Source organism: Indibacter alkaliphilus LW1 (genome assembly GCF_000295935.2).
Classification (GTDB): Bacteria; Bacteroidota; Bacteroidia; order Cytophagales; family Cyclobacteriaceae; genus Indibacter; species Indibacter alkaliphilus.
In genome coordinates, this window is sequence record NZ_ALWO02000029.1 from 21,907 (window position 1) to 41,286 (window position 19,380).

General features: G+C 39.7%; 16 protein-coding genes and 1 pseudogene. 6 read left to right on the top strand and 11 right to left on the bottom strand.

Features of this window, described 5'->3' with window-relative positions; genetic code table 11:
- Window positions 1–151 precede the first annotated feature (151 nt).
- The gene (locus tag A33Q_RS07875) at window positions 152–451 is read left to right on the top strand and encodes a GIY-YIG nuclease family protein (protein ID WP_009035952.1); all 300 of its coding nucleotides are present in this window, start codon (window positions 152–154) and stop codon (window positions 449–451) included.
- 449 nt (window positions 452–900) lie between these two features.
- A complete protein-coding gene (locus A33Q_RS07880) occupies window positions 901–4,008 on the top strand; it encodes an efflux RND transporter permease subunit (protein ID WP_009035951.1) in 3,108 nt (1,035 codons plus the stop codon).
- 235 nt (window positions 4,009–4,243) lie between these two features.
- On the opposite strand, the gene A33Q_RS07885 is transcribed toward A33Q_RS07880, so the two are convergent.
- Complete coding sequence (locus A33Q_RS07885) at window positions 4,244–5,440, bottom strand: 6-bladed beta-propeller (RefSeq protein WP_009035950.1); 1,197 nt, start codon at window positions 5,438–5,440, stop codon at window positions 4,244–4,246.
- 731 nt (window positions 5,441–6,171) lie between these two features.
- On the opposite strand from A33Q_RS07885, the pseudogene A33Q_RS07890 reads away from it, so the two are divergent.
- The 3 genes and pseudogenes from A33Q_RS07890 to A33Q_RS07900 all read left to right on the top strand — a co-directional run.
- A pseudogene (locus A33Q_RS07890) lies at window positions 6,172–6,468 on the top strand (efflux RND transporter permease subunit); the annotation flags it as partial.
- Between the two features lie 160 nt (window positions 6,469–6,628).
- Window positions 6,629–6,862, top strand: coding sequence for a hypothetical protein (locus A33Q_RS07895; protein WP_009035948.1), 234 nt, complete (start codon window positions 6,629–6,631; stop codon window positions 6,860–6,862).
- Window positions 6,863–6,932: 70 nt separating this feature from the next.
- The gene (locus A33Q_RS07900) at window positions 6,933–7,193 is read left to right on the top strand and encodes a type II toxin-antitoxin system PemK/MazF family toxin (protein ID WP_009035947.1); all 261 of its coding nucleotides are present in this window, start codon (window positions 6,933–6,935) and stop codon (window positions 7,191–7,193) included.
- A gap of 493 nt (window positions 7,194–7,686) precedes the next feature.
- Here A33Q_RS07900 and A33Q_RS07905 read toward each other — a convergent pair whose 3' ends face one another.
- The 9 genes from A33Q_RS07905 to rpsT all read right to left on the bottom strand — a co-directional run bounded on the left by A33Q_RS07905 (window position 7,687) and on the right by rpsT (window position 16,732).
- Window positions 7,687–8,970, bottom strand: a complete 1,284-nt coding sequence (locus tag A33Q_RS07905; RefSeq protein WP_016254923.1) for a M20/M25/M40 family metallo-hydrolase — start codon at window positions 8,968–8,970, stop codon at window positions 7,687–7,689.
- Between the two features lie 247 nt (window positions 8,971–9,217).
- Window positions 9,218–10,009: a zinc-dependent peptidase gene (locus A33Q_RS07910; RefSeq protein WP_009035945.1), complete on the bottom strand. Its 792-nt coding sequence runs from the start codon at window positions 10,007–10,009 to the stop codon at window positions 9,218–9,220.
- A gap of 199 nt (window positions 10,010–10,208) precedes the next feature.
- Window positions 10,209–11,774, bottom strand: a complete 1,566-nt coding sequence (rny, locus tag A33Q_RS07915) for a ribonuclease Y (RefSeq protein WP_009035944.1) — start codon at window positions 11,772–11,774, stop codon at window positions 10,209–10,211.
- Window positions 11,775–11,839: 65 nt separating this feature from the next.
- Entirely contained in the window at window positions 11,840–12,124 is a 285-nt protein-coding gene (locus A33Q_RS07920; protein ID WP_009035943.1) for a cell division protein ZapA, read from the bottom strand.
- A gap of 1 nt (window position 12,125) precedes the next feature.
- Window positions 12,126–12,410, bottom strand: coding sequence for a hypothetical protein (locus tag A33Q_RS07925; RefSeq protein WP_009035942.1), 285 nt, complete (start codon window positions 12,408–12,410; stop codon window positions 12,126–12,128).
- A gap of 2 nt (window positions 12,411–12,412) precedes the next feature.
- Window positions 12,413–14,824, bottom strand: coding sequence for a phenylalanine--tRNA ligase subunit beta (pheT, locus tag A33Q_RS07930; protein WP_009035941.1), 2,412 nt, complete (start codon window positions 14,822–14,824; stop codon window positions 12,413–12,415).
- 179 nt (window positions 14,825–15,003) lie between these two features.
- On the bottom strand, window positions 15,004–15,630 hold the full coding sequence (locus A33Q_RS07935; RefSeq protein WP_009035940.1) for a DUF1684 domain-containing protein: 627 nt from the start codon (window positions 15,628–15,630) through the stop codon (window positions 15,004–15,006).
- A 6-nt stretch (window positions 15,631–15,636) separates the two neighbouring features.
- A complete protein-coding gene (gene radC, locus A33Q_RS07940) occupies window positions 15,637–16,335 on the bottom strand; it encodes a RadC family protein (protein ID WP_009035939.1) in 699 nt (232 codons plus the stop codon).
- Window positions 16,336–16,477: 142 nt separating this feature from the next.
- Complete coding sequence (rpsT, locus tag A33Q_RS07945; protein WP_009035938.1) at window positions 16,478–16,732, bottom strand: 30S ribosomal protein S20; 255 nt, start codon at window positions 16,730–16,732, stop codon at window positions 16,478–16,480.
- A 203-nt stretch (window positions 16,733–16,935) separates the two neighbouring features.
- Between rpsT and A33Q_RS07950 the strand changes: the two genes are divergently transcribed.
- Window positions 16,936–17,970: a zinc dependent phospholipase C family protein gene (locus tag A33Q_RS07950; RefSeq protein ID WP_009035937.1), complete on the top strand. Its 1,035-nt coding sequence runs from the start codon at window positions 16,936–16,938 to the stop codon at window positions 17,968–17,970.
- Here the strand turns inward: A33Q_RS07950 and A33Q_RS07955 are convergent.
- Entirely contained in the window at window positions 17,924–19,252 is a 1,329-nt protein-coding gene (locus A33Q_RS07955; RefSeq protein ID WP_009035936.1) for a pyridoxal phosphate-dependent aminotransferase, read from the bottom strand. The genes A33Q_RS07950 and A33Q_RS07955 overlap by 47 nt on opposite strands.
- Between the last annotated feature and the right edge of the window lie 128 nt (window positions 19,253–19,380).

Genomic DNA, 19,380 nt, shown 5'->3' on the forward strand with positions numbered 1-19,380 from the left:
TGGTAGTGAAGCGAAGGGTCTCATTCCCTTTAGAGTAGAAGATTCTTCACTGCGTTCAGAATCACGGGTAGCGGTTCGTCATCCTGAAGGAGGTACGACTGAAGGATCTCATTGCATGTAAATAAAAAATGTCTATCGTAAAGTCTTAAATATGCAAAAAGGCGGTGCAGTTTACATTCTTACAAATAAACATCATACAACGCTATATATAGGTGTGACCAATGATTTACAAAGACGACTTTATGAACATCAAAATGGCTTGAAGCCAAATTCATTTGTTGTTAAATATAACCTAAACAAGCTTGTTTATTATGAGGGATTTCACTCCATAGACGAGGCTATTATGAGAGAAAAACAATTAAAGGGGTGGACGAGACAGAAGAAGAATATTCTTGTAAACACCATGAATCCTGAATGGGAGGATTTAAGTGATGAAGTGAGAAGTTGGTGAATTTGTCATCATGCTGAAGGATCTTTAGACTTGGAGATTCTTCACTGCGTTCAGAATGACGAGTGGTGTGTCGTCACCCTGAGTCATTAAAATTGGCATTTACAGAAAGGATATGACAGTTGGTGTACGTCATCCTGATCCGGAGCTTGCGGAGGTGAAAGCCTGTCCCGCAGCATTGCGGGGGATCTCTTTCCTTGAGAGTAGGAGATTCTTCACTACGTTCAGAATGACGATCCCTCCACATCTGTCAATGGTAGTGAAGCGAAGGGTCTCTTTCCCTTTAGAGTAAGAGATTCTTCACTGCGTTCAGAATGACGGAGGAAATCAACGCTAAATCTGAATAAGAATCGATTAAAAAAATAAATAGCAAGTGAGAAATCTAGTAACAAAGTATAGGAAAAAATGAGCTTCCTCAATCTAAAATCTTAAATCAAAAATCTAAGTTCCCCATGACTCCATTTAGGGTAATCATAGCGTTTGTAGTGCTGAGTATCATTGGCTTTGCCCTGATACCCAGGCTATCTGTGGACCTGAACCCCAGAGAAAGGGAACCGGTTTTGACAGTCAGCTACAACGTACCCCAGTCTTCCCCTGAACTGGTTGAAAAGCTGGCTACATCTCCTTTGGAAGGAGCCTTATCCCAATTGGCAGAGTTGAAAAGGATTAATTCGGTATCCAATTACGACAGGGGAAATATTACACTCCGCTTTGACAAAAACACGGATATGGAATTCAAGAAATTTGAAGTTTCTTCCATTATCCGTCAGGTTTACCCTTCTATGGATTCCAAAGTCAGTTACCCTTTGGTAACCCAATCCGAAGAAAGAAGGTCGGAATTGAAAACCCCTATCCTCACCTATTCTGTCAATGGGCCTTTTGCGACTTTTGAAATCAAAAAAATCACGGAAGATATCCTAAAGTCCTCCCTCAACCGGTTTGAAGAGATCGAAGAAATAGCCGTTAGAGGAGCCAATAACCTCCAACTCTACATTACCTACGATATTCAAAGGCTACAAAGTCTCGGTCTGAACAAAGGTTCTGTGGAGTCTGTAATCCGAAGTGCATTTGGAAGGACTTATCCAGGTGCTGTGGTCAACAACAGGGAAGAGACGCTTTTCATACAGGTTGACCGTTCTTTACACAGTATTTCCCAGCTCGAAAACCTGATCATTACCACCCAGTCAGGCAAAGAGGTGATGCTAAGGGATCTTGCCCAGATTACTTTGGAAGAAGCAGAAGCCCAATCCTATTATCGGATCAATGGCAACAATTCCGTCACCCTGTCCATTATCAACAGGGATGGCGTGAATAAAATACTTTTGGCCAAAAATATCAAAGGGGCCATGGATGAAGCCCGTCAGCTACTGCCGGCAGGTGTGGAGGTCAGGCTGGAGAATGACGACACCGAGTTTTTGGAGAAGGAAATGAACAAGATCTACAAGCGCTCCGGGCTCTCTATCCTGATCCTTGTGGTTTTTATTTTTCTGATCAACCGTAACCTCCGTTACCTTTCTACGCTTTTTTTGGGTATCATCGTCAACCTCAGTATTACTGCCATTATCCTATACCTGCTGAAAGTAGATATTCATCTCTACTCTTTGGCAGGCTTGACGATTTCCTTTGGTCTGATCGTGGACAATGCCATCATCATGATCGATCATTTGCACAAGCACCGCAACAGGAATGTTTTCGTGGCTTTGTTGGCAGCTTCCCTGACTACCATTGCGGCATTGATGATTGTGTTTTTCCTTCCGGAAGAGGATAGAAAAAATCTTTCTGAATTTTCCATAGTAGTCTCGGTCATGTTGGGGGTCTCGCTTTTGGTCGCCTTGTTTTTCACGCCTGCCATGTATGCTTTGCTTTTTGGAGAAAAGGCTAAAAAGGGCAGGCAGCTTACCTTCAGGCAATTAAGGAAAAGGGTTAAAGCTTTTAGATTTTATTCAGGAAGTATAGGCTTTGTAGCCATGTACAGAAAAGTCTTTGTGACAGCTTTGATCTTGCTTTTTGGCATACCGATATTTTACCTGCCGTCCAAGTGGGAGGGGCAGGAATGGTACAACAAGTCCATAGGCAGTACCTTTTATCAGGAAGAGATGCGGCCTTATGTAGACAAGGCTCTGGGAGGATCGCTGAGGATGTTTGTACGGGGTGTTTTTGAGAAATCCAGTTATAGAGAAGCAGAAAAAACCAGACTTTTCGTTACTGCAAGGCTTCCATTTGGAAATACCTTGGATCAGATGGATTTTATTATCAGGGAATTTGAAAAGTATTTGAAAGGAGTGGATGGGGTAGACCAGTTTGTGACCTACGTGACTTCCGGTCAGTATGCACAGATTGTGATCACCTTCAAAGAGGAATATGAGAAAAGTGCCTTGCCATATCAGCTGAAAGGTAGGCTTTCAGTAAAGTCCACCGACTGGTCCGGAGCGAGGTGGACCATTTATGGAGTAGGGCAGGGCTTTTATACGGGTGCTGGTGGAGAGGGCATTCCGTCGTTTAGGGTGACGATGAAAGGCTACAACTTTGACGAGTTGGAGAGGCAGGCTGAAGCCCTTGCAGAAAAACTCCTGCAGCATAAGCGTATTCAGGAAGTCAATACCAACGAGCGCTTGGGCTGGAATGAGTTGAAGTCTGAGGAATTTGTCCTCCGCCTGGACCAGTCGGCCATGGCTCTTCAAAGGACCAATCAGTATGAATTGGTGTCTGCACTGGGAGATATTTCCAAGCCTCAAAATCCTTCTGCCTACCTCACTCTGGATGATCAGAACTATGGTGTAGTTGTCAGGGAAAAGGCTTCAGCTGGATTTTCCCGCTATGACCTGGAGGAGCAAAGTATGATTGCCGGTGAAGACCGGGTGTTCAAAGTCAGTAGTTTTGGCAGCCTCCAAAAGGAAACTACTACGACGGCCCTGCACAAAGAGGACAGGCAATACATCCGTTTGGTGGCTTTTGAGTATATGGGTTCGGCCAAGTTTGGGAATGAATACCTGGATGAGGTATTGAAGGAAATGAAAACCCAGATGCCGATTGGTTATACCGCAGAGAAGAATACTTGGGCCTATAATTTTGACAAAGCCAAAAGGCAGTACAGTCTGATTTTGGTATTGGTAGTAGGGATATTTTTTATTACTTCTATACTCTTCGAAAACCTCAAGCAGCCCTTTTATATCATTGTCATTATCCCTATTTCCTTTATAGGCCTGTTTTTGATCTTTTCCCTTTTTGATTTTTACTTTGATCAAGGGGGGTATGCCGCATTTGTGATGTTGGGAGGTCTGGCAGTCAATGCGGCCATCTTTATTGTCAATGACCTGAACAACAGAAAAATCGGGGTGTATAACCGTAGGGTGGTGAAAGCTGTAGGAGGTAAAGCAGTGCCTATTTTATTAACCATTTTGTCGACCTGCTTTGGTTTGATTCCTTTTATCATGGAAGGCCAAAACGAGATTTTCTGGTTTTCCCTGGCTATAGGAACCATTGGAGGGCTTGTTTTCAGTGTAGTGGGGGTGTTTTTGGCTTTGCCCGTGTTTTTGTGGAGGAAGGATGGGGTTAAATAATTTTGTTGAAGTCATTATTCCCTGACAAACCTTATGTTTCTTTGGAAGATTTGGATATCACAAATCAGGAGTCATAAGGTCTGGATAATTTAAAAACAGAATAAATTTATTCAATCCAAACTTTTCATTTTCTAAAAATATTTTGTATATCTGATTACAAGACTCTGTTCTTCATTTGAAGAAGTGAAATTCAATTGTTTTGATATAATAATCTTGACGAAGTAGGACTAATTAATTAAAAATCATTGATTCGGATTTTTAAAATGTAAGGATTTTCATACTTATCAAAATCTTGATTGATACGATGAATGTATGGATTGATTTTTAGGAATTCAGGAAGGGATGGATTTTCATTCAGTTTACTAATTTCTGATTTAATCTTATAGGGATCTACAGAAAAATATAAGAATTGCCTATCACTTCCAATAGGAGTGTAAACCAAATAGGAACTCAAATCTGAAAAATCATTTCCAAATTCGCTTGACCACCCTTTGGTTACCTTAACTTCATTGGTATTCCTATCTACTATAGCAGTATAGAACTTGGAACCCTGAAGCAAGAAAAGGAAAAAATGACTATCTGTTGGTTGTATTGAAAAAACTGACGCATAATTATTGGCTGCTGCTTGGTTTCTAAAGTCCATTATATTTTCAAATGACCGATCAAAGAATTCAGAGGGTGTTTGAAATTTTCCCAAATCAATTATATACCTTATGTCAGAACGGTTTCCGCTTAGTGTATAAAGCGTATCATTATCGGAATAAAAGAAATCAATTTCTCCATCCTTAGCATAAAAAGTATCATTGTTGAGTACACTTAGATACCTTCTTTGATTTTCAATTTTACCGAACCCTTTCTTTTTTTCACCGGAGATACCAGAAACTAAAACAGTACTATATCCATCTCCCTCAAAAAAAACACCGCCATAAATAAAATAATCCTCTCCATCTGGCATAAAGGACGTGGCCAAGTAGAGGTAAGGATTGTTCCATTCATTTTGAAACTCTCCTTCGGAATTAAATCTCAGCAATTTGCCATTTTTTCTATCTAATACCTCTATTAAAGAAGAATTTTCATTCCACCGAATGTCATCGACTGATTGAAATTCTCCGGGACCATTTCCCAATCTTGAAATAGAATCTAAAAACCCTCCATTAGAATCAAGCCGAAGAATTTTATTGGAGGAGAGTAACCAATAGTTGTTTTCTCTAGATAAGACCCTTTTAATTGATTTTATAGGAATTTCTTCTGATCCTTTTATAGCGATCATTTCCTCTATTGCAAAGAATGATTCAAAAGTTTCAGGATTTGAATCTTCAAGATTTATTGTTACGTATTTTGGTTTGTCTGTATCCTTTTTGCCAGGTGAAGAACAATTAACAAATAAAATAAAAACAATAAAAACCTGTAAAATGTAAAGACTTTTTTTCATAAAGAAAGGAATTTAAAAAGGGGTTTCCCCCTTTTTATTCATGTGATAAATAATTGATTACTAACAAGGTATTCCTGTGCATGAATCCAATTCGTTCGTGCTTTCTACACAACAATAGGTGTCAGGGCCTGTTTGTGCCATAGTGTAATACTTTGGCTTATCTGGTTCTACCGATTCTTGAGCACTTGATTTCAAGGGCGTAAGAAACCCAAGGCTTAGAACGAATACAATTGTTCCGATAATTAACTTTTTCATTTTTTTAGATTTTATTGAGTTTTAAAATCTCCGAACATTAGGCTCAGCCGAAGACTCTGACCATCCATCGCGATTGAATATTTTAATAGAAATAGTACAAGCTTGACTTCTTACACCAGAATAAAATATAGATCTTCTATTGTTTAGGCTATTGGTGATCCATATCCATTGATAAACATGGTTTAAAAAACACATTTGAATAATAAATAAACTTTCATCCTAGATTATTTATTTTTTAAACTTAAAAATTAAAAGTTTTAATTCCAAAAAATAAATAAACTTATTATACCTAAAATAAATAATATTGTATTATTTAAATATTAAATTTACAAATATTATTTTAATAATCAAGATTACCCCCCTATACAAACTAAATGACAAGTAATTTTGGGATCTGCAGAATTTTGAACTTTTTTTATAGTTTCAAAAAAAATCTTAAAGTAAATTTTAAAGAAGGATCTCGGGAAGGTGTAAATATGCTTTTGGGAGGTCTTGCAGTCAATGCGGCCATCTTTATTGTCAATGGCCTGAATAACAAAAAAATAGGGGTGTATAACCGCAGGGTGGTGAAAGCTGTAGGAGGCAAAGCAGTGCCTATTTTATTTACCATATTGTCTACCTGTTTTGGTTTGATTCCATTTATCATGGAAGGGCAAAACGAGATTTTCTGGTTTTCTCTGGCTATAGGAACCATTGGAGGGCTTGTTTTCAGTGTAGTGGGGGTGTTTTTGGCTTTGCCGGTATTTTTGTGGAGGAAGGATGAAGTGAGCTGATTTTGGTGAAATCCGTATTTCCTGATAAGAGCCTTATGGATCCGGATATCAGGAATCAGTAGCCTTAAGTTCTGGACTATTTTTAGCAGAATAAATTTATCCAATCCAAAACTATACAATTAGAAAAAGGTATATACTTTTAGTATCTACTGAAATAAATATGAAAAACTTATCACTTAAATTGGATGATGATATATTCCAAGAAACCGAGGAACTTATATTCAAATTAGAAAAGTCAAGGAACCGTTATGTCAATGAGGCATTGGCTTATTATAATAAAATCCAAAAGCGGAAGTTTTTAGAAAAGGTCCTAGCTGTTGAATCTAAGCTCGTAAGCATGGAATCTATGCAGGTTTTATCTGAATTTGAGCAAATTGAAGATGGGGAAGGTTAAAAGGTTCGAGGTTTGGTTGGCAAATCTTGATCCAAGATTCGGGACAGAAGCTGGTTAAACCAGGCCTGTTTTGGTGGTCCAAACAGACCTTCTCAATAAAGTACATCCTTCCACTTTGGTCTGTCCGATCAATTCTAATGTACAGCCGGGCAGTAAAATACTGCGCGTTCATCTTCAGAAAGGTATGGCTAATCTAGATAAATCATGCGATATTATGATTGATCAATTGCGGGCAATTGACAATAAAAGATTAATTAAAAAAATAGGCATTATACCTGCTAGTGAAGCAAAAAAAGTAAATGAAAACCTGTTGATTGTCCTTGATCTTTAAAGCAAATGAAATTATTTGAAGTCTGAACTCCTTTGCATTTTTTGGGTATTAGTCTTATTATTATTATTTATGGAAAAATATGGAATCTAATTCCATATTTTTCCATACATTTTTTTGATGAGACCGATCATTTCAACTTTACTTTCCCGATTACCGGATTTTCCTCTTTCTTTGAAGTACTTTTGTGCTCCATTAAATACCTAAATCAGCTCATTGATTCGGATTTTTAAAATGTAAGGATTTTCATATTTATTAAAATCTTATTAGCTTCCATAAAGGTGTGGATTGGAATTTTTTCAGAAATCTCAAATCAGTTTGTTATATTTTAAAATCTAATTCATCCGATATGGAAATTAAGTTTTAAACCAAAAGTAAGCAGGTAAATTTTCATGGATATCAGCGCCATTCTGCCGACGTAGATTTTTGGATAGATACATCAGAAGAGAACTTTTCTAAGCTAATCCTAGTGTTTAAACGAATGGGGTATGATATACTACTTATACCCCGCCTGCATAAGTGTCAGTAGTAGAGCTTGCTGAATCCCCAAATACCCATCTTTGTTCATCCACCATTCATCCAGGGAATGCACTCCGCCTCCTTCACCTCCTCTGCCTATAGTCACTGCGGGTATTCCTTTGGAAAAAGCGATATTGGAATTGGTAGAACTGGAACTCAATCTGGGTTCTTTTCCGGTCAAGAAATTGGCAATGGCCATGGTCTGTTGGATCAGAGGCGATTCTGGACTGGCCAATCCACTCGGCCTGTCTCCGACTTTTTCTATGTCCACGGTCAGTGGCTTTCCCCTTCGGATGATTTGGTTTTCCTTTTCCAGACCCTCTTCCATTGACTTTATAAAAAGCGCATTGATTCCCTTCAGATTTTCCTGACTTTCGGATCGCATATCCACCAACATCCACGATTCATAGGGAATGGAATTTACTGAGGTGCCCCCACCCAGTACAGAAATGCTGTAAGTGGTTTTTGGACCATCTTTGGTAAAGTCATCCGCCTTGGGGATAAAAGCCACCACGGCCTGTGATAAGGCGTTGTGGGGGTTGCCAATGCCAAATGCCCCATAAGAATGGCCACCACTTCCTTTGAATGTTACCTTGTAGCGCAAAGAACCAATGCCGCCATTGACAATATCTTCCAGCCCACCACCGTCTATGGCTATATGTGCAGCCAAAGGATGGGCTCCTTCTCGGAAAAGGTGTTTGACACCATAAAGGTCGCCCAGGCCTTCTTCTCCGACCGTGCCGGCAAACCAGATGTCCTGTTCTGCTTTCAGGTCATTGGCAGTCATGGTTTTCAGAAGGGCTACGACCATTGCTATCGATCTGCTGGCATCACCGATTCCCGGTGCAAATAAGGTGTCTCCTCTTTGCTTAACTGTGACATCAGTACCAAAAGGAAAAACCGTATCCAGATGTCCTTCCACCAATATGGTTTTTTCTCTCTTTGTTCCCTTTCTCAATCCAATGACATTGCCGACCTCATCTGTCCAAACAGAATCTGCACCTGCTGCTTTGAGCATTTCGGCAAAAGCCTTTCCTTTTTCCTCCTCATGGTAAGAAGGGGCAGGAATTTCTGTTAAGGTGATCATATCGGCGATCGTCTCATCATCGATTTCACGGATATAGTCAAATGCCTTTTTGATCTCCGGTTTTTCAGTCAATGCAGAAACTTGCTCTTGGTATTGTGGCTTTATGGTCTGGGCAAAAGCAATTGTATGGCAAAGCAATAGAGCGAATAGGGTAAATACGATCTTGATGTTCATTGGAAAAGAATGCTGTATAAGACGAAATAGGGAAAAAATAAATTTTCTGGCAATACCGCTGGTCAATATCATTTTGATTATTGAAGGAGAAATTGGCTGGGGCTTACAATTGAAATCTCTTTTTTCTTTATTGGGCTAACCGAATCCCACTTTGCAGCGGTTAGCTGATCTACCTCAATGATAATTTTTTCCATGATTTTAGAATTTTTCATTAATATACATAAAACCAATCAGACTTTGAATAAGTTTAACCTCTCTCGATCCCCTTTCCGCTCAAAGTCAAAGGGTCCTGTTTCAATAGGTAGACCAAGCTTTTATACAGCTTGGGATTGTAGGATGAAAACTCTCTGGGCTTTTCAAAAAACACTTCCAAGGCCACCGCAAAAAACTCATGCATATTCTTCGCTGCAGATCCTCTGAAAAAAACCGAATCCCCATTAAGGATTTTTTTCTGCTGAAGACTTGCTTCCTTGGCATAAGTCTCCCAGCGATGTGGGTTAAAAAAGTTGCTTTCCCGGTTGTAATGGATTTGATTTTCCAGTTTCATGGCATGGGCCATCTCATGGATTCCCAGATTGATACCGCTTTGGGAGTGCATAAATCCTTCCACAAACTTTTCCCATGACAGCACTATCATCCCAAGTTTGGGATTGACTTCGCCATAATGGTATTGTTGGTTGATGGTCGAATAATAGGAATCAGGATAGATAAGGATTTTGCGGAAATGACGGAGAAAAACACCCCTGAAACCGAAGGTAACCATAATGGCAGTTGCGCCTATGAGCAGTTTCATTTCCGGAGTCACCTTTTGTAAACCACCCCTCGCCACAAATTCTTTTTCGGCGATAAACCATTCCAATCTCGAAGTGAAATCTTTCTTATGTTCTGCTCCCAGGTTTTTGTAATAGGGAAAAAGATTTTCCAAAATATTGATATCCTCCTTGCTGAGTTTCTGGATTTTGGACCGGACTTTCAGGTTTAAAAGACTGGAGTAAATCAGTTTTCCTAGAGAGAAAAAAAGGTGGATTAAAAAATGCATTATAGTGATTTAAAGGTGAGCTTTAAGCTTTTTGATATATGTTGTTTTTTTTTGAAACGCTATAAATAACTTTTCCAAAGTTTGCTAAATTCAGATTCAAGCTTGGCATGAAATAAAAACTTTGGAAAAGTTTTCCCAATATTTTTAAACAACAAAGGTGTAGAGTTTCCCCTACACCTTTGTTGAATTTATCCTTTATTTACTTCGCATAATTGACCGCCCTCATTTCCCGGATCACAGTGATCTTGATTTGACCAGGGTACTGCATTTCTTTTTCAATTTTCTGTGAAATGTCAAACGAAAGTTTGCTTGCAGTAGTATCATCTACATTATCCGCATCTACTAAGACTCTCAATTCACGGCCTGCCTGCATTGCAAAGCATTTATTAACCCCATCAAAAGCAAGGGCCAACTCCTCAAGTTCTTTCAGACGCTTGATATAACTGTCCATAATTTCCCTTCTTGCACCAGGTCTTGAACCTGAAATGGCATCAGAGGCCTGAACGATCGGAGATATCATGGAAGTCATTTCGATTTCGTCATGGTGAGCTCCTATGGCATTACACACTTCCGGATGCTCCTTGTATTTTTTGGCCAACTCCATACCCAAGACTGCATGGGGCAATTCAGCTTCTTCAGGCCATACTTTTCCAATATCATGAAGTAGTCCTGCTCTTTTGGCCAACTTGGCATTCAAGCCCATTTCAGCAGCCATGGTAGCGCAAAGTTTGGCCACTTCTCTGGAGTGTTGTAGGAGATTTTGTCCATATGACGACCTGAACCTCATTCTTCCGACCATCCTGATCAGTTCAGGGTGCAGTCCATGTATACCAAGGTCTATGCAGGTTCTTTCTCCAATTTCGATAATTTCATCTTCGATGTTTTTCTCTGTTTTGGCTACTACCTCTTCTATTCTGGCCGGGTGGATTCTTCCATCCTGTACAAGTCTATGAAGGGACAGCTTGGCAACTTCTCTTCTTACTGGATCAAAGCCTGAAATGATGATGGCTTCAGGAGTATCATCGACGATGATCTCAACTCCAGTGGCAGCTTCCAAGGCACGGATGTTACGTCCCTCTCTACCAATGATTTTTCCTTTGATATCATCTGATTCAATGTTGAATACAGAGACACAATTTTCAATAGCATGCTCAGTAGCTGTTCTTTGGATAGTATCCAAGACGATTTTTTTGGCCTGTTTGGTGGCAGTGAGTTTGGCATTGTCCAGGATGTCCTTGATCTGGGAAGATGCTTTGGTTGTGGCCTCGTCTTTAAGCATTTCCACCAATTGATCTCTGGCTTCTTCTCTTGTCAACGCTGCAATTTTTTCAAGATCAGAAATACGTTGATTGGTCACCCTGTCCAGCTCTTCCTTTCTGATCTGAACGGCATGAAGCTGTGCGCTAAGGTTCTCTTTTTTCGAATCCAGCTCAGCTTCCTTCCTTTTGATCTGCTCCATTTCTTTGGAAAGGGATTGCTCACGCTGCTTGAGTTTGTTTTCATTGGTGATGATGATGTTTTTCTTTTTGTTGACTTCATCTTCAAACTCAGACTTTAAGCGTAAATATTTTTCCTTGGCTTCAAGGATTTTGTCTTTTTTGGTAGCTTCAGCAGTGATTTCTGCTTCTCTAAGAATGCTTTTGGCTTTTTCTCTGGCCTCCTCTTCGATTTTTTTACTGTTATTTTTCAGAAAAAGGCCGGCTATTACCGCGCCAAGTCCCAGGCCCAAAACGCCTGCGATTATAATGTATAATGACTCTCCCATAGGTATGTTATATATATGATTAACTTACCGATGAAGTAAAAATCTGTGAATTGCGAGGGATGAAATTATAAAAGAGTGTTGAGTTGTTCGTTGATTCTTTTTACACTTGAATGGATCATCTCGCTGTCTTCCGCATTGATCATGTTTTGCTCCATAGATTCCACCATGGAATCAAAAGCCACCATTGCCAAAAGATCCTGCCTGTCGTCCAATCCAAATTCTTCTCTGTATCTCTTTATTTTATCATTAATCAATTTGCCTGCATGTCTGATTTTGGCTTCGTCCTCGGCCTTCACTTTCATGGGGTATTCCCGATCTCCGATTTTTAACCTGATAGAAAGTGTTTCCATATTATTCTGACAAGTAGGCGATTATATTATCGATTTCCTTTATATAATTATTGATCTTTTCTCTCAATTCGGCAGACTCCATTTCTTCTACCGGTATGCTGTTTACAAGTTTAGCTATTTTAATTTGATTTTTAAAATCCTCCAGCGAACGCTCCTTGTCTTGTAGCTTGAGCCGTAAAGCCTGAAGCTCTGAATTGAGGTTTAGGTTTTCCTCCTCCAATTGATTGAGTTTTTTGCCTACCTGCGCGGTAAGCTTTTCCATGCGCTGAAGTTCTTCGTGAATCATAGTTATTTTCTGATAAAGGCACCTGCCTCTTTTTCAAAGGATTGGATTAGCCTGTTCATGGTTTTATCGATGATTTTATCGGTCAAAGTCTGTTCTTTGTCCTGAAGATAAAAACTTAATGCATAAGCTTTCTTACCTGTCTCGATTTTTTCTCCCTGATAGACATCAAAGACTCCTATTCTTTGTAGAAGCCTACCTCCAGCCTTCAAAGCGGTCTTTTTGATCTGATCAAAACTCACCTCTTTGTCAATCACCAAAGACAAGTCTCTTCGGACCTCAGGAAACTTAGAGATTTCATTGTATTTCTTAAGCCCTTTAGCCTTTTTACCAAGAAGATCCCAGCTCAGCTCTGCATATAAAACTTCCTGTTTTACCTCTGCCAGTTTGCATAGTTTTTCACTGACCAAACCAACTTTGCCCAGCTCTTTGGTTCCAAGCTTGATTTTCAATCCGTAATCAAAAGGTCCATCATGGGTGATTTCTACTTCAGAATTATCAATGCCCAGTTTTTCACAGATTAATTCTACTGTAGCATACAAGTCCGGGAAAGACACTGGTTTGGAAGGTTCCAGCCAGCTTTCTGCAGCTTTATCCCCAGTCAGGAATAGGGCCAGTTTCTTTTCTTCCTGGTAGCCTTCAGAAGCTTTTTGATAAGTAGTCCCAAATTCAAATAATTTGAGGTCTTTTTGGCGTCTGTTGATATTGTGGGCCAAAACTTCCAATCCTGAAAATAGGAGGGTCTGCCTCATCACGCCAAGATCCTCGCTAAGTTTGTTCAGAATTTCTACGTTATTTTTTGGATTTAGAAAGCCGGATTTTTCTGCATAAGCAGGCTTGGTGAGTGAATTGGTGATGATTTCATAGTAACCTAAGCCCGAAAGTACCTCGCTTAATTTATATTGGAGTTTGTTAAGGTCCTTAGATGGATGCTCAGCTAAATAATCCGAATTGAGATTTTCAGAAAGAACTACTTTGTCAAAACCATGTATCCTGAGTATCTCCTCAATGACGTCGGCCTCTCTAGTGACATCCACCCGGTAAGGTTTTACGGAAACAGTGAAATTCTTCTCCGTTTCTCCAATGTAGCGGATATCAAGATTTTCCAAAGTGGTTTTTATTTCTTCTTTGGAAATTTCTTTTCCGATCAGACGGTGAATATTCGCATAGCTAACCTCTATTTCAAAGTCTGATACAGGGTTGGGATAAAAATCAGATATTTCTGAGCTTATTTCTCCTCCTGCAATTTCCTTGATCAAAATGGCTGCCCTTTTCAAGGCATACACCGGCATATTGGGATCCGTTCCCCTTTCAAATCTAAAAGAAGCGTCTGTTTTGAGTCCATGAAATTGAGAGCCTTTTCTAATTACGTCCGGTGAAAAATAGGCAGATTCCAGGAAAATGCTTGTGGTATTCTCAGATACTCCAGATCCTTTCCCTCCAAAAATACCTGCTATACACAATCCTCCCTTTTCATCACATATCATCAATTCTTCTCCGGAAAGCTTTCTTTTTTTGTCATCCAAAGTGGTAAAGGGAGTATCCTTGGATAATTTCTTGACGATAATTTTGTTTCCGGAGATTTGATCTGCATCAAAAGCGTGTAACGGTTGTCCCAAATCATGGAGAATGAAATTGGTGATATCTACGATGTTATTGATAGGTTCGAGATCAAGTGCCTTCAGATAGTTTTGTAACCACTCTGGTGAAGGTTCTACTTTAATATTGGAGATGGTCAATCCAGCATATCTAGGGCAGTCTTCGGCACTTTCGATTTCCACAGGAATAGTTCTGGAGGTGTTGTCTACTTTGAATTCCTCTACTGAAGGAAGGCAAGTTTCTCTTTTGAGTAGTGCTTTCAAATCTCTGGCTACACCTAGGTGAGAAGCGGCATCAGCCCTGTTAGGGGTCAATCCGATTTCCAGAACATGGTCACGTACTACTTTGAAATATTCAGCAGCAGGAGTGCCATTAGGCAGATCGGTATCCAAGACCATAATGCCTGCATGGCTTTCGCCTATGCCGATTTCATCTTCGGCGCAGATCATTCCTTGGGAAACTTCTCCTCTGATTTTGGCTTTTTTGATTTCAAAGGGTTCACCGCTAATTGGGAAAAGGGTTGACCCTTCTTTGGCGACCACTACTTTTTGGCCTTTGGCGACATTGGGTGCTCCGCAGACAATGGGTACAGTTTCATTTCCGATATCCACGGTGGTGATGCTGAGTCTATCCGCATTGGGGTGCTTTTCGCAGGTCAGTACTTCTCCAATCACCACAGCTTCCAGCCCACCTTTGATGGATTCAAAAAGTTCAAGTCCCTCGACTTCCAAGCCACTGCCGGTGAGCAGATCGGCTATTTCCTCAGGGGATTGATCAAGGCGTATAAAATCTTGTAATCTATTGATTGATATTTTCATGGAATTACTTCAGTTCAGAATAAGGCACAAATTTAAGAGAATTGCCTTAGGTTAGAAGGCGATGCCTGAAAAATTGCGATTTAGGATTTACGAGGCTCTATTTAAATATCATACCTATCTTCTATTTGTCTCGCATCTCGCATCTTATTTCTAACCTCTCGTCTCTTGTCTCTCGCTTCTCATCCTTCATCCTTCTTATAATCTTTTTCCCCTGCATAGACTGGGATTTCGAGAATGTTTTCCTTTGGAGGTAATGGGCAGGCAAAGTCTGGATTGTAGGCACAGTAGGGGTTGTAGGCGAGATTAAAATCTATGGTAATGCTGTTTTTGCCATCTTGGCGTAGGTTGATGTAGCGCCCTCCTCCGTATGTTTCCTCACCGCTTGTGGCGTCGGCAAATGCTAAGAAGAAATTTCTCCGGTCCGGATCTTTTTGGGATTGCAGGAGCAATAATTTGATGCTTTCCCCTTTCAGTTCAAATTCGGCATAGCTATGCTGTAAGTATTTTTCCAAAGTACCGTCAGTCATGGGAAGCTCTACCATCTTTTTGTTTTCCAAGGGAACCATTTTTGCCCTTACTTTATAGTCCGGGTCTATTGGGTAATACTCCAGCTCTCCAAAAGTTCTTTTCTGTTCTTCAGTAAGGGGGGAGTCAACATTGAACCTGATGAACTTATATTGCCTTTCTCTTTCCTTTTCTACATTTTCTATGTAAGTCTCCGGGCTGTCGGTGCCAGTTAAGGTATAGATTACTGCAAGAACTATTACAGTCAGTACTCCAATGATAAGTATGGTATTTGTTTTCATGTTAATTTAAATCAAACCTTCATCTGCGAAGCTAAAATAGGCAAGATCTGTGAATATCACATGGTCCAGGACAGGTACTTCCAGGTTTTTGCCGGCCTCTTTTAGCCGATTGGTCAAACGACGGTCCTGCTCAGATGGTTTGAGGTTGCCTGAAGGATGATTGTGTACCAGAATAATAGAATTGGCCATATTGTCCAAAGCGTGCTTGAAGATAATTTTAGGATCTGCAACTGTCCCACTTGTACCGCCTGAGCTGATAAGCTGCTTCTTCAGGACATGGTTACTTCGGTTAAGCAATAGAATGTAGAAATGTTCAATAGATTCATCCATCAGGTCAGGCTTCATAATATTCCATACATCAGCAGAGGATGAAATTTTTACTTTTCTTGTTTGTTCGGTTACCAGTTTTCTTCTTCTCCCCAACTCTAGTGCAGCAACTATGGAAATAGCTTTGGCTTCTCCAATTCCTTTAAATTTTTTTAGATCTGTGATACTCAGTTTGGCTAAATCCGCAAGGCTGTGGTTTACTTTGGCTAAAATATGTTTGGATAAATCTACAGCACTGAGCTGTTTGGTGCCTGAACCTATTAGAATAGCAATAAGCTCTGCATCTGAGAGTGTTGATTTGCCTTTCAGTAAAAGTTTTTCTCTTGGTCTGTCTTCCTCTGAAAGTAAGGATATTTTGATGGATGTATAGTCTTCCATGGCATGTTGGGTTTAAAAATGACAAATACAGGATCAGATCCCATGGTCCCCAAAAATTGTGGGTACTTAAAAATAAGAAGAGCTTCAAAACAAAAAAAGCCCCGGTGATGATCCCGGGGCTATTTAAACGGATAAATTTCTTTTAGGCTAAAGAATTGACGAATTTGGTCAATTTAGACTTTTTGTTTGCCGCGTTGTTTTTGTGAATGATATTCTTTTTGGCAAGCTTATCAATCATGGAAGTAACTTTTTTCAACAACTCTTGCGCTTCTGTTTTATCAGTGGAGGACTTCAGTCTTTTGATAAAAGTTCTGGTGGTCTTGTGCTGATATCTGTTTCTCAAACGCTTGGCTTCGTTTGCACGGATTCTCTTAAGTGCCGATTTGTGATTTGCCATATCCTTATTTTACTTAATTTCTTTGATTATACCCTTATCCTAAACGGAGTGCAAAGTTAACTGATAATTTTAGATTCACAAAAGAATTTGAAAACTTAACTTCTTGTGAACCTTCTAGCTTATGTTTTGCCTCTTTTAAATTCAAGTCGACAAATGTAATACAAATTGTTTTATTTAAACTTAGTTATTGATTAATTTTAGGTATGAAAATGATTTTTATTTCTTTCTTCCTGCTTACTTTTTGTTGTGCAGAGCTTCTAGGATGGGGTTTTTATGCCCATAGAAGGATAAATAGGCAAGCCGTTTTTTCTTTGCCTCCAGAGGTTTTTGGATTTTATAAACGGTACATAGACTTTATTTCTGAAAATGCTGTCAATCCTGACCGGAGGAGATATGCGGTCAAAGGTGAAGCTGAAAAACATTTTATCGATCTGGACAGCTATGGTGATTCTGCATTGTATCAATTGCCTCCTTACTGGAATCAAGCATTGGAAATATATACCGAAGAAGTTCTAAGGGAAAAGGGGATAGGCCCTTGGAATGTCTATCATGTCAAAATCCAACTTACTGAGGCCATGAAGAGAAAGGATATCAAAGCAATTTTAAGACTTTCTGCAGATTTGGGACATTACATAGCGGATATGCATGTCCCCTTGCATACTACAAAAAACTACAATGGGCAATTGACTGGCCAATATGGAATTCATGGGTTCTGGGAAAGCAGGATACCCGAATTATTGGCAGAGGATTTTGATTTTTTTGTAGGGAAGGCTGTTTATCACGAAAAACCACAGCTTTCTGTTTGGGAAGCTGTGGCCGGTGCTCATTTGGCTTTGGATTCGGTCTTGCTGTTTGAAAAGATCTTAACAGATCGTTTTGCAATTGACAAAAAATACAGTTTTGAAGAAAGGGGAGGTATCAACACACAAGTTTATTCCAGAGAATTTACATTAGCTTACCACACGATGCTTTCAGGTCAGGTAGAAAGACAGATGAAGCGATCCATTAAAATGACGGCGGATTTTTGGTATACAGCTTGGATAGATGCCGGGCAGCCGGATTTATCTGAGTTGGACTTGGGGCCAACCGAATGGCCTAAAGAAAACCTCAATCCCGACAAAAACCTGAAAGTGCGCGAACATGAGGGCTTGGTATTGACTCATATGAGGCCTTTCTTTCCGGTAGCTTTAATCAGGAAAAGGATTTTTCCATCTTTGAAATATTCAGATAAGTCCTAATGGCTTGTCCGAGTTTTTGAAATGTATTTCTGAATACTTCCTCCTCTTCTTCTAGAAGTGTGACTCTAAATCCTCTCAGATCAGAGCAGAATGAGCTGATGGGAACTACGCATATTTGGTAAGCAGCCAACAAATAATATACAAACCTTTTATCCATTGGCATTTCAGTTTCTTGAAGCCATCCATTCAGAAGCGATTGAATTTTTTTGTCTTCTATGGGTAGCTTTTGAGACGGGGCAAGGAAATCTTCATCAAAAACTATAGTATTGTAAAATGCTCCTTGGGTAGGATTGAATTTGATGCCAGGAATGTCCCCAAGAATTTCTTTCATGATTCTGCTCCTTTGCCCAATTCGTTCATTTTGCTCCATTCTATAAGCTTTGTATTCAGGATGACTCATGATTTTGGGGATAGAAAGCTGCGGGAGTATTGTTGAACAGACTTCAATCATTTTTGCGTTTTCCAATGTCTGGCAGAGTTTCGCAAATTCCTTGGAGGCATTTCTGTTGTAAAACTCCATCCATCCGCACCTAGAGCCTGGCCAAGGAAATTCTTTGGAAATCCCTTTCAGAGAAATAGCAGGCAATTCGCCTATTACCTCAGCCAATGCAGTTGCCTCAATACCATTGTAAGTAATATTTTGATAGATTTCATCAGCAATCAAGAGCAAGTTGAATTCCTTCGCGATTTGTACAAAACCTTCCAAAACATCCTTTGGATAAACCATACCTGTGGGATTGTCGGGATTGATGATGAGAATCCCTACAATACTGGGGTTGTATTTGACTTTATTGTACAGGTCTTCCATATCAGGTAGCCATTGGTTATCCGGATCGAGTTTGTAGGTAATCGGAGCGGTATTGGCATGGGCAGCTTCTGCTGAGCTATGCGTGCTGTATGCGGGTGAAGGTCCTATAATTCTTGCTGTAGGAATCAAAAATTGATAGAGCTTGGCTATGGCATCACCAAGACCATTGAAAAAAAGAATATCGTCAGCAGTGATTTGGGTGCCTTTTTTTTCATTATTGATTTTGGCAAGGAACTGACGGGTTTCCAGTACTCCTTTAGAATCTGCATAACCGTAGGTTTTGTCATCCTGTACTAAGTCAGATACGATGGCTTTCATCCAAGAAGGAATGGTATTACTTTTTTGTATAGGGTCACCAATATTTTCCCACGTGATGGGATATCCCAATGCTTCAATTTCCCGTGCTTTTTTGACAATGCCCCGGATCTCGTAGGAAAGCTCTTCTGCCCCGGGTCTTAAAAGTAGGTTTCTCATGTGCTTACCAGTGTTTCGTTGACAAAGAAACAAAAAACAAGAATAATTATTGAAGAAAGTTCAATAAGATCTCTGAATTTTTGAAGATTAATTTTTACTTAATATATTATATGAATATCCGCCTACAT

What these genes read in the sequence shown, in the direction of transcription:
- A33Q_RS07875 (WP_009035952.1), top strand. Translation starts at nt 152, where the DNA reads ATGCAAAAAGGCGGTGCAGTTTACATTCTTACAAATAAACATCATACA.
- A33Q_RS07880 (WP_009035951.1), top strand. Translation starts at nt 901, where the DNA reads ATGACTCCATTTAGGGTAATCATAGCGTTTGTAGTGCTGAGTATCATT.
- A33Q_RS07885 (WP_009035950.1), bottom strand. Translation starts at nt 5,440, where the DNA reads ATGAAAAAAAGTCTTTACATTTTACAGGTTTTTATTGTTTTTATTTTA.
- A33Q_RS07895 (WP_009035948.1), top strand. Translation starts at nt 6,629, where the DNA reads ATGAAAAACTTATCACTTAAATTGGATGATGATATATTCCAAGAAACC.
- A33Q_RS07905 (WP_016254923.1), bottom strand. Translation starts at nt 8,970, where the DNA reads ATGAACATCAAGATCGTATTTACCCTATTCGCTCTATTGCTTTGCCAT.
- A33Q_RS07910 (WP_009035945.1), bottom strand. Translation starts at nt 10,009, where the DNA reads ATGCATTTTTTAATCCACCTTTTTTTCTCTCTAGGAAAACTGATTTAC.
- rny (WP_009035944.1), bottom strand. Translation starts at nt 11,774, where the DNA reads ATGGGAGAGTCATTATACATTATAATCGCAGGCGTTTTGGGCCTGGGA.
- A33Q_RS07920 (WP_009035943.1), bottom strand. Translation starts at nt 12,124, where the DNA reads ATGGAAACACTTTCTATCAGGTTAAAAATCGGAGATCGGGAATACCCC.
- A33Q_RS07925 (WP_009035942.1), bottom strand. Translation starts at nt 12,410, where the DNA reads ATGATTCACGAAGAACTTCAGCGCATGGAAAAGCTTACCGCGCAGGTA.
- pheT (WP_009035941.1), bottom strand. Translation starts at nt 14,824, where the DNA reads ATGAAAATATCAATCAATAGATTACAAGATTTTATACGCCTTGATCAA.
- A33Q_RS07935 (WP_009035940.1), bottom strand. Translation starts at nt 15,630, where the DNA reads ATGAAAACAAATACCATACTTATCATTGGAGTACTGACTGTAATAGTT.
- radC (WP_009035939.1), bottom strand. Translation starts at nt 16,335, where the DNA reads ATGGAAGACTATACATCCATCAAAATATCCTTACTTTCAGAGGAAGAC.
- rpsT (WP_009035938.1), bottom strand. Translation starts at nt 16,732, where the DNA reads ATGGCAAATCACAAATCGGCACTTAAGAGAATCCGTGCAAACGAAGCC.
- A33Q_RS07950 (WP_009035937.1), top strand. Translation starts at nt 16,936, where the DNA reads ATGAAAATGATTTTTATTTCTTTCTTCCTGCTTACTTTTTGTTGTGCA.
- A33Q_RS07955 (WP_009035936.1), bottom strand. Translation starts at nt 19,252, where the DNA reads ATGAGAAACCTACTTTTAAGACCCGGGGCAGAAGAGCTTTCCTACGAG.